Genomic DNA, 13,708 nt, shown 5'->3' with positions numbered 1-13,708 from the left:
TCGTTCACAAAAGGAAGTTTCAAGTGAAGCGACTATTCTGCTTGGCCGCGATTGCGGCCGCACTGATGGGGCACACTTTTACCGCGCAGGCGGCAGGTGTGGAGTTCGCGGTTGGTCAGACCAGCGATTCGACCATGACGTATCGGCTGGGCATGCAATTCGATTGGGACCAGAGCTGGTGGCAGAGTGACGTTGGTCGTCTGACCGGATACTGGGACGGCGCTTACACCTATTGGGAAGGTGACGAGAAATCCAGTAACCACAGCCTGTCGTTCTCGCCCGTGCTCGTTTATGAATTTGCCGGCCAGAACGTCAAACCCTACATCGAGTTTGGGATTGGCGTGGCGGCCTTTGCCAGCACCGAAGTCGAAAGCAACGATCTGGGCAGCGCCTTCCAGTTTGAAGACCGCTTTGGATTCGGTTTGCGCTTTGCAGGCGGCCATGAAGTCGGGGTCCGCGCGACGCACTATTCCAACGCCGGGATCACCACTCCGAACGATGGTGTAGAAAGTTACGCATTGCATTACACGATGCCATTGTAAGACAGCAACGCTGTACTAAATGTGGGAGCGGGCTTGCTCGCGAAAGCACTGGATCAGTCGACACTGTAATCGACTGACCTGACGCTTTCGCGAGCAAGCCCGCTCCCACATTGGTATTGGGACAACTTCAAACTAGCGATACGCCGTCGAAATCCCCTGGCGTTCGTCGATGCACTCCGGTGCGCCCATTTCGAACTCCCGGCAGATCAGCGGGCGTTTTTCGTAGATGGTGCACATCATCGTGTTGCGATCCAGCGCGGCACACCAGCCGTCATCCAGGCGCAGCATCACTTCCCCGCCCCAGTCATCGGTATCGATGAACCGTTCAGGCACGCCCGTATCGGTGATCAACATGACTTCTAGCTGACAGCAGCAGGCTGCGCAGGTCGAGCAGGTGACCGCGGGTTCCGCGATTTGCGTATGGGGGATGGTTTTCATGGCGCGCAGTGTAAGGCAGTCACCGGGTGCTGTGTGAAAGGTCTGACGGACGCTCAAGTATCGGAACGTCCGAGATACCGCTACCGATGATGACGACTTTCTTCAGGGTTGATCCTTGATCGGCGGCGGGCTGCGCACCATGGGTTTGCCGATCTCCAGTTTCACTTGGTCTGGCCGTTTGGCGAGCGGCCAGAGAGTGGCCATGAACGCCGCCGGGAAAGTGATTTCCAGCGGGCGGTCCTTGAGTTTTTCGAAGATGTGCCGTGCGGCTTTCTCCACCGGCCAGCTCAAGGCCATGGGGGAGCCGTTTTTCGTCGTCAGTGGCGTCTCGACAAACCCGGGGCTGATCACCGTGACTTCTATACCCTCCGGGGCCAGGTCGATGCGCAGGGATTCAAACAGGTAACGCAGCCCGGCCTTCGAGGCGCCGCAGGCTTCTGCCTTGGGCAGCGGCAGGTAGGTCACCGTACTGGCCATGGCTACCATATGTGGTGCGGTGCCGGCCCGCAGCAAAGGCAGGGCGGCTTCGATGCAATAACTGCTGGCCAACAGGTTGGTGCGCACCACGTGCTCGACAATCGAAGCATCGAACTGCTTGGCATCCAGGTACTCGCAGGTGCCAGCGTTGAGTATCACGGTGTCCAGCGAGCCCCAGTCCTCGGCAATCTGCTCGCCGATCTCGCGTACGGTCTGGCTGTTGGTCAGGTCTCCGGCGACCACCAATACCTGTCCCGGATAACGTTGCGACAAGACTTTGAGGGGGGCGACGGTGCGCGAGCTGACGGCCAGGTGCGCACCGGTTTTGAGGATTTCTTCGGCCATGGCTGCACCGATGCCGCTGCTGGCACCCGTCAGCCAGTATCGTCGTGCGAGTGTGCGACTCATCTCAATCTCCTTTTCAGCCAGGCAATTGCCCGGAGCCCCGGCATCGAGTCCCGGTGGCGGTAAATCATGACCCAACGGCGGCGTATTGCCGTGAGGGCAGGTTTTTGAACGCCGTCAATACGCGTGTACGGGATGTGCTCAAGTCGACGATCGGTGGCGGGTAATCCACAGCACCGAAAAGGCCACCGAGGTTGGCCGGGTTATGCACTTCCTTTTTACTTAGAGCGGCCAATTCCGGCAGCCAGTGTTTGATGAACAGGCCTTCGGGGTCGAATTTTTCCGACTGGTTCAACGGGTTGAAAATCCGGAAGTAAGGCGCCGAGTCGGTGCCGGTGGAGGAACTCCACTGCCAGCCACCATTGTTCGCCGCCAGGTCGCCATCGATCAGGTGGCGCATGAAAAAGCGTTCGCCTTCGCGCCAGTCGATCAGCAGGTTCTTGGTCAGGAACATTGCCACCACCATGCGCAGGCGGTTGTGCATCCAGCCGGTTGCCAGCAGTTGGCGCATGGCGGCGTCGATGATCGGCAAGCCGGTGCGCGCCTGTTGCCAGGCGGCCAGTTCTTCGGGGGCGTTGCGCCAGGCCAGCGCTTCGGTTTCCGGACGAAACGCGCGGTGCCGGGAAACCCGTGGGTAGCCCACCAGGATGTGTTTGTAGAACTCGCGCCACAGCAGTTCGTTGATCCAGGTGACGGCGCCGTTTTTACCGCTTTCGAATTCACCTTGATTGTTGTTCAAGGCCGCGTGCAGGCATTGGCGCACAGAAATAATCCCGGCGGCCAGATAGGCCGAGAGCTGACTGGTACCGGGCTTCGCCGGGAAATCCCGATCGCTTTGATAGTGCTCGATCTGCGCATCGCTAAATATGTCCAGGCGATGCCGGGCTTCGGCTTCGCCCGCCGGCCACAGATTGCGCAGGTGATCAGCGGGTGTTGCGAAACCGTCGACACTCAAGGGGATCGCATCGCTGGCAATGTTCAGCGGCGCTTGTTTGTGCGGCGCGCAGACCAGGTTGGGCAGCGAGTGGTGCAGTCGTTCGTAGCAGACTTTGCGGAACTGGCTGAAGACCTGAAAGTAAGTGCCGGTGCGGGTCAGCACGCTCCCGGGCTTGAACAGCAATTGATCGAGGTAGCGGTGAACTTCGATGCCTTCGGCCTGTAGCGTCCGGGCGACCGCTGCATCTCGACGGGACTCGTGGATGCCGTACTCTTCGTTGAAATACAGTGCGTCGACCTGCCACTGTCGACACAGGTTCAGCAATACGCTTGGCGCGTCATCCCAGCGCGGAGCCTGGCGGATCAGCAGGGGAATGTTCAGTCGACCCAGTTCGCGGCTCAACTCGCGCAGGTTACGCAGCCAGAAGTCTACTTTGCAGGGCGCATCGTCGTGTTCCAGCCATTGTTCCGGACTCAGCAGATACACCGCCATGCACGGGCCGCGAGCTGCAGCGGCCGAGAGGGCGGTGTTGTCATGTAGGCGCAAGTCGCTGCGCAGCCAGATCAATTGCATTTTGCTAACCACGCGATTCATTTAAATCAGCCCGTGTTGAACGAATGCCTGATGTGCCGACAACGGATCTTCGGCCAGGTACAGATCAGCGATCTCGGCAGTACTTGCGGACAACTCGGCGCGGTGGATACATACCGTTGGTCCGGCAATCATTTTTGGGCAACTGACGCCTTTGAAAAGTTTCGGCAACTGCGCCGGATTCAGGGCTTTGCTTGAGTACAGCAGAACCCCACGGGGTTGCAGAAGTTCGACCGCCAATGCCAGTTCGCCGACAGGCAGCGGCCAGTCGAAGACCTCCACCGGGCAATCCGCGCTGCTGATCAGCCAGGCCGTGAGCCACAGATGCGGCTCCATGGGCAGGTCCGAGTGGTTGACCAGCAGCAGCGGCGCGGTGCGCAACTGACGATTGTTATGGTAGATGCGCGCACCGAACTTGCTGCGCAGCCAGGCACAAAAGAAGCCCCGCTCCATCTGCGCCCCGAACTGGCCTTGCCAGCGTTGCTCCAGAGCGGCCAGCAAGGGCATCAGCAATTGCTCGCACAGGGTTCGCGGCGGATACAGCGCCATCGCCTGATTGACACTGTCGTCCAGGGCACGTTCCTGCAATCGGCTGACAGCCTGCAGCAACGATTGCAGCAAGGCGTGCCAATCGTTGTCGACGGACTCGCTGAAGGCTTGCGGCGTGTCGAGCAATGGCTTGACCTGGCTGACGGCGACGCCACGGTTGAGCCAGGTGAGGATGGTCTGGATGCGTTGTACGTGGTCGGCCGAGAACAACCGATGGCCCTTGGGCGTGCGCAGCGGCACGATCAGACCGTAGCGCCGCTCCCAGGCGCGCAAGGTCACGGCATTGACCCCGGTTTGCCGCGCCACTTCACGGATCGGCAGCCAGCCTTCGTCCAGCGCCTTTTTAAAGTCATCGCCGAGATCTTCGCGGGCGCTGGTGCCGAGTGCTTTTTTCATCAGATGGCGTTTCGCAGGCTGAGGTTTTCCGGGTGCGGTTGCAGGTAAACCTGCTGTGCGATGTACGGATCGGGGTGTTGGCGAAAGTGATGTTTGAGCAGCGTCAGCGGTACCACCAGCGGCACGATGCCCAGGCGGTACTGACTGATCACGTGCTGCACTTCCTGCTTGTCTTCGCCGCTGAGGGTCTGTTTCAGGTAGCCACTGAGGTGTTGCAGGACATTGGTGTGAGTGCGGCGTGTGGCGCATTTTTTCAGCGCCGCCATCAGTTCGCTGAAATAGCGGGGGCCCAGTTCCTGCGGATCGGTATGGCCCATGTTGCCCAGCAGGTGGCCCAGGGTTTTGTATTGCACCGGGTTATGGGCCATCAGCAGGTATTTGTAGCGCGAGTGAAAGTCCGTGAGACCGCGCCGGGTCAGGCCTTCCTGGCACAGCTGCTGCCAGGCGTTGTAGGCGAACATGCGGGTGAGGAAGTTTTCCCGCAGCACCGGATCGTTGAGCTGGCCGTCTTCTTCCGCCGGCAAGTTCGGGTGCAGCAGGCAGGCGCTGATGGCGATTTTCGGCTTGGCGGGGGAGTGGAGCACCGGAGCACCTCGAATCTGAACCTGTACAAACATTTGGGTCTGTACAAGATAACTTCATCATAGATTCGAAGTTATACAAGTCAATTTTTTTGTATAGATTTTTGACGGGCTGCTGTCCAGGACGACAGCAGCGATTTGCTCGAATTGATGCTCTTTACTGCAGGTGCTCATGCAAGCGGCGGGCGGCTTCCTGACCGCTGAGCCAGGCTCCTTCGACGCGTCCGGACAGGCACCAGTCGCCACAGGCGTACAACCCCAGGTCGGCATCGGCCAGGGTGCCCCATTCGTGACTGCTGGCGGGGCGGGCGTAGAGCCAGCGGTGGGCGAGGCTGAAGCTCGGCGCGGGCATGGAATCGTGCAGCAGTTCGGCAAACGCGCCGTGCAACTGCTCGATCACCGCTTCCTTGGACAAGTCGATGTGCTGGCGACTCCAGGCGCTGGTGGCGTGCAGCACCCAAGTGTCGAGGGTGTTGTCGCGTCCGGGTTTGCTGCGGTTGCGGGCCAGCCAGTCGAGTGGGCTGTCCTGTACGAAGCAGCCTTCCATGGGCGTTTCCAGCGGCGTTTCGAAGGCCAGGGCGATGGCCCAGGTCGGGTCCATTTTCACCCCGGCGGCGGCTCCGGCGAGTTTCGGCGCCGATGCCAGCAGAGCCGTGGCCTGTGGGGCCGGCGTGGCGATGACCACGTGGCTGAACGGTCCGTGGGTGAAGCCTTCGGCGTCCTGCAGGTGCCAGTGTTCTTCACCGCGATAGACCTCGGTGATCCGGCAGGCGAAATGCACTTCCAGGTCACCGAGCAGGGCTCGGGTGATGGCGCTCATGCGGGGTGTGCCGACCCAGCGAGTCTGCTCGTCCGGCGACAGGTTGAGCTGGCCGCCATGGTAGGTGTACAGCTGCGGCGTCCACTCGGCGACCCAGCCTTTGGCCTGCCAGCGCTGGACTTCCGTGACAAAGCGGCGGTCGCGGGCGGTGAAGTATTGCGCGCCCATGTCCAGAGCGCCCGCATCGCTGCGCTTGCTCGACATGCGCCCGCCGCTGCCGCGGCTTTTATCGAACAATTGAACCACATGCCCGAGGTCCGTCAGGGCCTGGGCGGCTGAGAGTCCGGCAATGCCGGTGCCGATGATTGCGATAGGTACAGTCATAGGGGCCTCGTTTACCTTTCTGTACAGACTACGCCGGGGTTCAAACCTGTACAATAATGTTTTTTTGTATAACTTTTAGCGTTCTCGATCTGACAGCTTGGCCTATTGTTAAACATAGAGCCTGCTCGATACCAAAGATCCCTGCTTATAAAAATAGACTAATGGACAAGGTAAAACGCCACGCGAGGAAGAAGTCATGCACATATTGCTGACCGGCGGTACTGGTTTGATAGGACGTCAGCTCTGCCGGCACTGGTTGGGCCAGGGGCATCGCCTGACCGTCTGGAGTCGCCAGCCTGAAAATGTCGCGAAGATATGTGGTGTCCAAGTGCGTGGAATCGCCCGGCTGGAGGATCTCGGGCAGGAACCTGTCGATGCGGTCATCAATCTTGCCGGGGCACCGATTGCCGCCCGGCCCTGGACGCACAAACGCAAAGCCCTGTTGTGGAGCAGTCGCATCTCGCTGACCGAAACCCTGCTGGCCTGGCTCGAAAGTCGCGAGCAGAAACCCCGGGTCCTGATTTCCGGTTCGGCTGTCGGCTGGTATGGCGACGGCGGAGAGCGTGAACTGACCGAGGATTCGGCGCCGATCAGCGAAGACTTCGCCAGCCAGTTATGCATCGCCTGGGAAGAGACTGCACAGCGGGCCGAAGCGCTGGGCATTCGCGTCATTCTCATCCGTACCGGGTTGGTGCTGTCGGCCGAGGGCGGCTTTTTGTCGCGGCTGTTACTGCCGTTCAAACTGGGCCTGGGAGGCCCGATCGGCAATGGCCGGCAGTGGATGCCGTGGATTCATATCGACGATCAAATCGCCCTGATTGATTTTCTTCTGCATCGCAGCGAGGCCAGCGGTCCCTATAATGCGTGCGCGCCCAAGCCGGTGCGCAACCGCGAGTTTGCCGAGGCGCTGGGCAGCGTACTGCATCGCCCGACGTTCATGCCGATGCCGGCCTTCGCATTGAAGGTGGGGCTGGGCGAGTTGTCGCTGCTGTTGCTGGGCGGCCAACGGGCTACCCCGGCGCGTTTGTTACAGGCTGGTTTCACTTTTAAGTTCACGGATTTGCGCGCGGCTTTGGACGATCTGTCCAGTCGCCTTTGATATAGGACGTTGCATGACCGATCACGCGTTGCTTCTGGTCAACCTGGGTTCACCTGCCTCCACCTCAGTGGCGGATGTGCGCAGTTACCTCAATCAATTTCTGATGGACCCTTACGTGATCGACCTGCCATGGCCGGTTCGTCGGCTGCTGGTGTCGCTGATCCTGATCAAGCGTCCCGAGCAGTCGGCCCATGCTTATGCCTCGATCTGGTGGGACGAGGGCTCGCCGCTGGTGGTGCTCAGCCGTCGCCTGCAGCAAGCCATGACCCGTCAATGGCAGCACGGCCCGGTCGAATTGGCGATGCGTTACGGCGAGCCGTCGATCGAGTCGACGCTGGTTCGGATGGTCGCGGCGGGGCACAAGCGAATCACCCTGGCGCCGCTGTATCCACAGTTCGCCGACAGCACCACGACTACGGTCATCGAAGAGGCCAAGCGCGTGGTGCGCGAGAAAAACCTCGACGTGCAATTGTCGGTGCTCCAGCCGTTCTACGACCAACCGGAATACCTTGATGCGCTGGTGGCCACGACCCGGCCGTATTTGCAGCAGGATTTCGATCACTTGCTGATGAGCTTTCATGGCTTGCCGGAACGGCATCTGAAGAAGCTCAACCCCGGTCACAGTTTCGACGGTGGCGGTGATTGCTGCGCCGGCGCGCCGCCGGAAGTGGTTGCCACCTGTTATCGCGGCCAGTGTCTGCGTACGGCGGCAGAGTTTGCCAAACGCATGGGGTTGCCGGAGGGCAAGTGGTCGGTGTCGTTTCAGTCGCGCCTGGGGCGCGCAAAATGGATCGAACCCTACACCGAAGCGCGCCTCGATGAGTTGGCCAAAAACGGCGTGAAAAAAATTCTGGTGATGTGCCCGGCGTTCGTTGCCGATTGCATCGAGACCCTGGAAGAGATCGGTGATCGCGGCAAGGAGCAATTCCGCGCAGCGGGGGGAGAGGACCTGGTGCTGGTGCCGTGCCTCAACGATGATCCGCATTGGGCGCGGGCGTTGAGTGCGTTGTGTGAAAGAGCACCGTTGGTGCTGTAAGAACACAAATTGTGGCGAGGGAGCTTGCTCCCGCTTGAGCGCGTAGCGCTCACAACATTTGCATTGACTGCAAAAAAATGGTTCTTCACGGATTACCGGGAAAGACGCTCTTGATCTTCATGAAAAAGAATTCGCTGTCCCGGTAACCGTACGCCATCCGCTTGATGACCTTGATTCGATTGTTGATGCCTTCCAACTGGCCCGTATGCATCGGCCAGCGAACCCGGCTGACGATGCCCCGCCAGTAACCCTTCAGTCGTTTGGCAAACTGGATCAGAGGCGGTATTTCGCTTTCATGCGCATGGCGCAGCCATTGCTGCCAGGCTGATCGCCAGCCCCAGGCGGTGCTCGGTGTCCAAAGCGTTTTGAGTTCAGCCTTCATCAAATAGACCGTCATTAACGCTTGGTTGGCCGCCAGCAGATCCTCCAAACGCACCTGTTGCTCCGGCGTTTTCAGGTTCTGCGGGTTGCGCAGCAACAGCCATCGCGCTTGCTTGATGACCTTTCGGGCAGGCTTGTCATGACGTAGCCGATTAGCTTCATCGACGCGGACTCGATCAATCACCTCTCGGCCATATTTGGCCACCACATGGAAGAGGTCGTAGACCACGCGCGCTTTTGGGCAGTGCTGACGAACCTCCAGGTCAAAAGCGGTGTTCATGTCCATCGCCACCGCTTCGATGCGAGCGCAACCCTCTGGGCCCAGCTCTTCGAAGAATGGCCTGATCGCCGCACGGCTGCGACCTTCGCCAATCCACAGCACTCGCCGGGTATCGGCGTCCAGCACGACGCTGGCGTAACGATGACCTTTGAACAGCGCGAATTCGTCCATTACCAGGCGCCGTGGCTGCGCCTTTGGCAAAACACTCAGCGCCGCTTGCAAGGCTCGACGCTCCAGCAACCGCACACTGTCCCAATGCAGCCCGAACAGTTGAGCCACGTGTTTTGTGGGCAGGCGCTCGCAGGTTTGAATGACGGCCTCGGCCAGGCGGCGTGTCATGCGGGCATAGCGATCCAGCCAACTGACCGCTTCCATGCGTTTGCCACAGTCGCGACACCCGACACGTCGGAGCAACACGCTGAGGCGCACTGCTCGGCCGAGAATGGGCAAATCACGAATGACTCGCTGGCAGTACTCATGCGTGGTTGAACACGGTTGTTGGCAGCCGCCACAGGAAGGAAACCGGGTGGCGTGAGGCATCAGGTCGATCTGTAGCGTATCGCCATCGGGCTTGATCGTAACGACAGAAAAGCCCTCCCAAAAGGGAAGGAAAGTATTAATATCACGCATAAGAACGCCGGTTTGTTAGATGTGTTTGCTCGCACGAACATCATCAATCAAATCGGCGTTCTTGTTTCTGTGTTTCCCGGGATTCCGTGAAGAACCAAAAAAATGGGGTCGCTTCGCAACCCAACGGGGGCAAGCCCCCTCGCCACAGAGTATTGCGTGATGCTTTAGATCAGCGGCTCATTCGCCTTCTTGTGCTTCCAGCTGTCATTGCCCGGCAGGATCAGGTTCAAGCCAATCGCCACCACCGCGCACAGCGCGATGCCCTTGAGGCCAAAATCGTCCGGGCCGGTGCCGGTGCCGATCAGCACGCCGCCGATCCCGAATACCAGGGTCACCGATACAATCACCAGATTGCGCGCCTCGCCCAGATCGATCTTGTGGCGGATCAGCGTATTCATCCCCACCGCCGCGATCGAACCGAACAACAGGCACAGAATCCCGCCCATCACCGGCACCGGAATGCTTTGCAGCAGTGCGCCGAACTTGCCGATGAACGCCAGGCTGATGGCGAAGATCGCCGCCCAGGTCATGATTTTCGGGTTGTAGTTCTTGGTCAGCATGACCGCACCGGTCACTTCGGCGTAGGTGGTGTTGGGCGGACCGCCGAACAGACCGGCCGCCGTGGTGGCAATGCCGTCGCCGAGCAGGGTGCGGTGCAGGCCGGGTTTCTTCAGGTAATCGCGACCGGTCACGCTACCCACGGCAATCACGCCGCCGATGTGTTCGATGGCCGGGGCCAGGGCTACCGGAACGATGAACAGAATCGCCTGCCAGTTGAACTCCGGTGCGGTGAAGTGCGGGATGGCGAACCAAGGTGCCGCCGCAATCTTCGCCGTGTCGACCACGCCGAAGTAGAACGCCATGCCAAAGCCCACCAGCACGCCGGAGATGATCGGCACCAGGCGGAAGATGCCCTTGCCGAATACCGCGACGATCAGTGTGGTCAGCAGTGCGGGCATCGAAATCATCATCGCCGTCTGGTAATGAATCAATTCACTGCCGTCGCCGGCCTTGCCCATGGCCATGTTGGCGGCAATCGGTGCCATGGCCAGGCCGATCGAAATGATCACCGGGCCGATTACCACCGGTGGCAGCAGGCGGTCGATGAAACCGGTGCCTTTGATCTTCACCGCGAGGCCGAGGAAGGTGTAGACGAAACCTGCCGCCATCACGCCGCCCATGGTCGCGGCCAGGCCGAACTGGCCCTTGGCGAGAATGATCGGGGTGATGAAGGCAAAGCTCGATGCCAGGAACACCGGTACCTGACGCCCGGTGACGATCTGGAACAGGATCGTCCCCAGGCCGGCCGTGAACAGCGCCACGTTCGGGTCGAGACCGGTAATCAGCGGCATCAACACCAGGGCGCCGAAGGCCACGAACAGCATCTGAGCACCCGACAGCACCGTGCGCCAGAGCGGATCGTTGAACTCTTGCTGCATGGTCAAGCGTCCTTCTGCTTGGTGCCGAAGATCTTGTCACCGGCATCGCCCAGCCCTGGGATGATGTAACCGTGTTCGTTCAGTTTTTGATCAATGGATGCGGTGTAGATGATCACGTCCGGGTGAGCCTTCTCGACCACTGCAATGCCTTCTGGCGCGGCGACCAGCACCATGGCGCGGATGTCCTTGCAGCCGGCTTTTTTCAGCAGGTCGATAGTGGCAACCATCGAGCCGCCGGTGGCGAGCATCGGGTCGATGATCATCGCCAGACGTTCGTCGATTTCCGGTACCAGCTTCTCAAGGTAGGTGTGGGCTTCGAGGGTTTCCTCGTTGCGGGCCACGCCCACGGCGCTGACCTTGGCGCCCGGGATCAGGCTGAGCACGCCTTCGAGCATGCCGATGCCGGCACGCAAAATCGGTACCACGGTGATTTTCTTGCCGGCGATTTTCTCGACCGATACGGTGCCGCACCAGCCTTCGATATCGTAGGATTCCAGCGGCAGGTCTTTGGTAGCTTCATAGGTCAGCAGGGCGCCGACTTCTTGGGCGAGCTCACGGAAATTCTTGGTGCTGATGTCTGCGCGGCGCATAAGGCCAAGTTTATGACGGATCAGCGGGTGGCGGATCTCATGGATGGGCATGGGGAAAGGCTCCGGCGGCGGGCAAAAAAACCGGCCTAGATTAATCTATCCGAGGGTGTTGTCCTATAGACATACAGTACGTTAGTCCACAAACGCTTGATCTGGCCTCGCTTGATGCGTACCTTTGCCCGCTTTTCCTGAACCGTCCCTCCCTTTACCATCCCCTTGGAGAGCGCCATGTCCGCTGATCTCGAGCATATCCGTCAAATCATGCGAGAGGCTGACTGCCTGTACACCGAAGCTGAAGTCGAGGCGGCCATCGCCCGCGTCGGTGCACAAATCAACGAACAAATGGCCGACAGCAACCCGGTAGTGTTCTGCGTGATGAACGGCGGGCTGATTTTCTCCGGCAAGCTGCTGACCTACCTGCACTTCCCGCTGGAAGCGTCCTACCTGCACGCCACCCGCTATCGCAACGAAACCAGCGGCGGCGACCTGTTCTGGAAAGCCAAGCCGGAAGTTTCCTTCATCGACCGTGACGTGCTGATCATCGATGACATCCTCGACGAAGGTCACACCCTGGGCGCGATCATTGACTTCTGCAAACACGCCGGTGCCCGCAAAGTGCACACCGCTGTACTGATCGACAAAGACCACGACCGCAAGGCCCGTCCGGACCTCAAGGCCGACTTCGTCGGTTTGCCGTGCATCGACCGCTACATCTTCGGTTACGGTATGGACTACAAAGGCTACTGGCGTAACGCCAACGGGATTTTCGCCGTTAAAGGAATGTAAGACATGGATACGCCTCGCTTTCTGGATCAGACCCTGTTCGCCGAGCTGGCCGGGAAAGCCGCGGCCAATCCTCGTGGGCGCCAGCACCACAATTTCCATCAGATGGAAGACGCCTGCCATCGCATGGCGGTGGGGCTGCAGCCGTCCACGTATATCCCGCCTCATCGGCATTTGGGCGACAACAAGGCCGAAACCCTGTTGGTCCTCAAGGGGCGGCTGGGCGTGTTGATCTTTGACGAGACCGGCGCGGTGCTCAGCAAGACCGTGCTGCAGGCCGGTGGCGACTGTGTTGGCGTGGACCTGCCAACCGGTGTGTTCCACGGTTTGGTGGTGCTCGAGGCCGACAGCCTGATGTTCGAATGCAAGGCCGGCCCTTACCGCCCGGTCGGTGAGGGTGAGCTGGCGCATTGGGCGCCGCGCGAGGGCAAGTCTGGTGTTGCCGAGTATCAGGCCTGGATGCGCGCGCAGTTCGATTGATGCGCTTTTTGTAACCCGCCCTCCGGAGCCTGTCATGAGCCGTTCGATCCGCTGCTGCGCCGCCCTGTTGCTGACCCTCAGCCTGCCTCTGGCTGCCGCACCTGCGCCCATGCACGGTCAATTTCTGCCGCCGGACGATCTCACTCTGCGCGATGCTGATCCCGAACAGCAGCAACTGATGCAGGTCACCGATTATTCGGTGGTGGTCGGTGCCCAGCGTCAATCCAATCAACAGCCGATTCCGGTCACGTCGCCTCTAATGATTCGTCTTAAGGGAAAATCCCTGAACAAGGGCGCCACCATCAGTCAGGTGCTGGTCAACTTCGATGGTGAAAGCAAAAGCCTGAAAAAGCCGGTTTACGACGTGCCGAGCAAAACCCTGACCCTCTATTACCCGCTGGCGCAATACCGGGTGGTGATCGACTTGTTGCGCAACGACACGGTGTATTGTCAGTTTCTCAGCTACGCCAATGGCCATGTCTGGGCCGATCTGCACACCGGCAGTACTCGTCCGCGTTGAGCCCTGAGCCCGCGCAGGGGTAAACTGCCCGCCCCGTGAAATGTCTGCGAGCTGGAGTCGGCAATGCGTAAAGATAAAAAACAAGTGATTGGTGACGAGATCGGCGATGAGCAGATCAAATTGTTCCTCGATTTCGAACCGGTCGACGCGACTTCTCCGTCCCTGCACAAACTGGTCAAGGCCTACCGTGGCCTGCGCATCGACGATTTCGCGCGTTTCCTGACGTTCTTCGTCGAAGCCGGTTACGACCTGAATGGCAAGGATGAGCACGGCAACGACTTCGTCGCCCTGATCCAGGATCAGCGCAATGCGCCGGATTACATCGAGCTGATCGAAAAAGCTCGCGGCTGAGTAAATTTCAGCCATAAAAAAAACGCCCCGCTCTCGGTGAGAACGGGGCGTTTTTCATA

15 protein-coding genes and 1 pseudogene are annotated in these 13,708 nt (G+C 59.8%); 7 read left to right on the top strand and 9 right to left on the bottom strand.

Features of this window, described 5'->3' with window-relative positions:
* Window positions 1-23: 23 nt before the first annotated feature.
* Complete coding sequence (locus tag AC3IX1_RS23775) at window positions 24-542, top strand: acyloxyacyl hydrolase (protein ID WP_489386034.1); 519 nt, start codon at window positions 24-26, stop codon at window positions 540-542.
* 132 nt (window positions 543-674) lie between these two features.
* Here AC3IX1_RS23775 and AC3IX1_RS23770 read toward each other — a convergent pair whose 3' ends face one another.
* From AC3IX1_RS23770 to AC3IX1_RS23745, 6 genes and pseudogenes are all read right to left on the bottom strand, one after another.
* A complete protein-coding gene (locus tag AC3IX1_RS23770) occupies window positions 675-980 on the bottom strand; it encodes a YkgJ family cysteine cluster protein (RefSeq protein WP_007981864.1) in 306 nt (101 codons plus the stop codon).
* 102 nt (window positions 981-1,082) lie between these two features.
* A complete protein-coding gene (locus tag AC3IX1_RS23765; RefSeq protein ID WP_489386033.1) occupies window positions 1,083-1,865 on the bottom strand; it encodes an SDR family NAD(P)-dependent oxidoreductase in 783 nt (260 codons plus the stop codon).
* 64 nt (window positions 1,866-1,929) lie between these two features.
* Window positions 1,930-3,372 carry a deoxyribodipyrimidine photo-lyase gene (phrB, locus tag AC3IX1_RS23760; protein WP_489386032.1) on the bottom strand — a complete coding sequence of 481 codons (1,443 nt, stop codon included), beginning with the start codon at window positions 3,370-3,372 and terminating at the stop codon, window positions 1,930-1,932.
* A gap of 21 nt (window positions 3,373-3,393) precedes the next feature.
* Window positions 3,394-4,335, bottom strand: a complete 942-nt coding sequence (locus tag AC3IX1_RS23755) for a MerR family transcriptional regulator (protein ID WP_489386031.1) — start codon at window positions 4,333-4,335, stop codon at window positions 3,394-3,396.
* A pseudogene (locus AC3IX1_RS23750) lies at window positions 4,335-4,880 on the bottom strand (YbgA family protein); the annotation flags it as partial. The pseudogene AC3IX1_RS23750 and the gene AC3IX1_RS23755, both read right to left, overlap by 1 nt.
* 193 nt (window positions 4,881-5,073) lie before the next feature.
* A complete protein-coding gene (locus AC3IX1_RS23745) occupies window positions 5,074-6,060 on the bottom strand; it encodes an NAD(P)/FAD-dependent oxidoreductase (RefSeq protein WP_489386030.1) in 987 nt (328 codons plus the stop codon).
* A gap of 196 nt (window positions 6,061-6,256) precedes the next feature.
* Here AC3IX1_RS23745 and AC3IX1_RS23740 point away from each other — a divergent pair, with 196 nt between their 5' ends.
* Both AC3IX1_RS23740 and hemH read left to right on the top strand, forming a co-directional pair.
* Complete coding sequence (locus tag AC3IX1_RS23740) at window positions 6,257-7,159, top strand: TIGR01777 family oxidoreductase (protein WP_489386029.1); 903 nt, start codon at window positions 6,257-6,259, stop codon at window positions 7,157-7,159.
* Window positions 7,160-7,172: 13 nt separating this feature from the next.
* Window positions 7,173-8,195: a ferrochelatase gene (gene hemH / locus AC3IX1_RS23735; protein WP_489386028.1), complete on the top strand. Its 1,023-nt coding sequence runs from the start codon at window positions 7,173-7,175 to the stop codon at window positions 8,193-8,195.
* An 85-nt stretch (window positions 8,196-8,280) separates the two neighbouring features.
* Here hemH and AC3IX1_RS23730 read toward each other — a convergent pair whose 3' ends face one another.
* From AC3IX1_RS23730 to upp, 3 genes are all read right to left on the bottom strand, one after another.
* On the bottom strand, window positions 8,281-9,486 hold the full coding sequence (locus tag AC3IX1_RS23730) for an ISL3 family transposase (RefSeq protein ID WP_489384767.1): 1,206 nt from the start codon (window positions 9,484-9,486) through the stop codon (window positions 8,281-8,283).
* A gap of 164 nt (window positions 9,487-9,650) precedes the next feature.
* Window positions 9,651-10,925, bottom strand: a complete 1,275-nt coding sequence (locus AC3IX1_RS23725; RefSeq protein ID WP_057713328.1) for a uracil-xanthine permease family protein — start codon at window positions 10,923-10,925, stop codon at window positions 9,651-9,653.
* 2 nt (window positions 10,926-10,927) lie between these two features.
* Window positions 10,928-11,566, bottom strand: a complete 639-nt coding sequence (gene upp / locus AC3IX1_RS23720; RefSeq protein WP_102671705.1) for a uracil phosphoribosyltransferase — start codon at window positions 11,564-11,566, stop codon at window positions 10,928-10,930.
* A gap of 177 nt (window positions 11,567-11,743) precedes the next feature.
* Between upp and AC3IX1_RS23715 the strand changes: the two genes are divergently transcribed.
* The 4 genes from AC3IX1_RS23715 to AC3IX1_RS23700 all read left to right on the top strand — a co-directional run bounded on the left by AC3IX1_RS23715 (window position 11,744) and on the right by AC3IX1_RS23700 (window position 13,649).
* On the top strand, window positions 11,744-12,301 hold the full coding sequence (locus AC3IX1_RS23715) for a hypoxanthine-guanine phosphoribosyltransferase (RefSeq protein WP_150728000.1): 558 nt from the start codon (window positions 11,744-11,746) through the stop codon (window positions 12,299-12,301).
* Between the two features lie 3 nt (window positions 12,302-12,304).
* The gene (locus tag AC3IX1_RS23710; protein WP_489386027.1) at window positions 12,305-12,778 is read left to right on the top strand and encodes a WbuC family cupin fold metalloprotein; all 474 of its coding nucleotides are present in this window, start codon (window positions 12,305-12,307) and stop codon (window positions 12,776-12,778) included.
* Window positions 12,779-12,812: 34 nt separating this feature from the next.
* Entirely contained in the window at window positions 12,813-13,298 is a 486-nt protein-coding gene (locus AC3IX1_RS23705; RefSeq protein ID WP_489386026.1) for a hypothetical protein, read from the top strand.
* A 63-nt stretch (window positions 13,299-13,361) separates the two neighbouring features.
* On the top strand, window positions 13,362-13,649 hold the full coding sequence (locus AC3IX1_RS23700) for a PA4642 family protein (RefSeq protein WP_489386025.1): 288 nt from the start codon (window positions 13,362-13,364) through the stop codon (window positions 13,647-13,649).
* The last annotated feature ends 59 nt before the right edge of the window (window positions 13,650-13,708 follow it).

This window comes from Pseudomonas sp. KH_046_2, assembly GCF_057838985.1.
The sequence above is the reverse complement of the archived record's forward strand: the minus strand, read 5'-3'. Positions and strand labels throughout refer to the sequence as shown.

Coding starts and splice junctions, on each gene's coding strand:
- AC3IX1_RS23770 (WP_007981864.1), bottom strand. CDS start 980: ATGAAAACCATCCCCCATACGCAAATCGCGGAACCCGCGGTCACCTGC.
- AC3IX1_RS23765 (WP_489386033.1), bottom strand. CDS start 1,865: ATGAGTCGCACACTCGCACGACGATACTGGCTGACGGGTGCCAGCAGC.
- phrB (WP_489386032.1), bottom strand. CDS start 3,372: ATGCAATTGATCTGGCTGCGCAGCGACTTGCGCCTACATGACAACACC.
- AC3IX1_RS23755 (WP_489386031.1), bottom strand. CDS start 4,335: ATGAAAAAAGCACTCGGCACCAGCGCCCGCGAAGATCTCGGCGATGAC.
- AC3IX1_RS23745 (WP_489386030.1), bottom strand. CDS start 6,060: ATGACTGTACCTATCGCAATCATCGGCACCGGCATTGCCGGACTCTCA.
- AC3IX1_RS23740 (WP_489386029.1), top strand. CDS start 6,257: ATGCACATATTGCTGACCGGCGGTACTGGTTTGATAGGACGTCAGCTC.
- hemH (WP_489386028.1), top strand. CDS start 7,173: ATGACCGATCACGCGTTGCTTCTGGTCAACCTGGGTTCACCTGCCTCC.
- AC3IX1_RS23730 (WP_489384767.1), bottom strand. CDS start 9,486: ATGCGTGATATTAATACTTTCCTTCCCTTTTGGGAGGGCTTTTCTGTC.
- AC3IX1_RS23725 (WP_057713328.1), bottom strand. CDS start 10,925: ATGCAGCAAGAGTTCAACGATCCGCTCTGGCGCACGGTGCTGTCGGGT.
- upp (WP_102671705.1), bottom strand. CDS start 11,566: ATGCCCATCCATGAGATCCGCCACCCGCTGATCCGTCATAAACTTGGC.
- AC3IX1_RS23715 (WP_150728000.1), top strand. CDS start 11,744: ATGTCCGCTGATCTCGAGCATATCCGTCAAATCATGCGAGAGGCTGAC.
- AC3IX1_RS23710 (WP_489386027.1), top strand. CDS start 12,305: ATGGATACGCCTCGCTTTCTGGATCAGACCCTGTTCGCCGAGCTGGCC.
- AC3IX1_RS23705 (WP_489386026.1), top strand. CDS start 12,813: ATGAGCCGTTCGATCCGCTGCTGCGCCGCCCTGTTGCTGACCCTCAGC.
- AC3IX1_RS23700 (WP_489386025.1), top strand. CDS start 13,362: ATGCGTAAAGATAAAAAACAAGTGATTGGTGACGAGATCGGCGATGAG.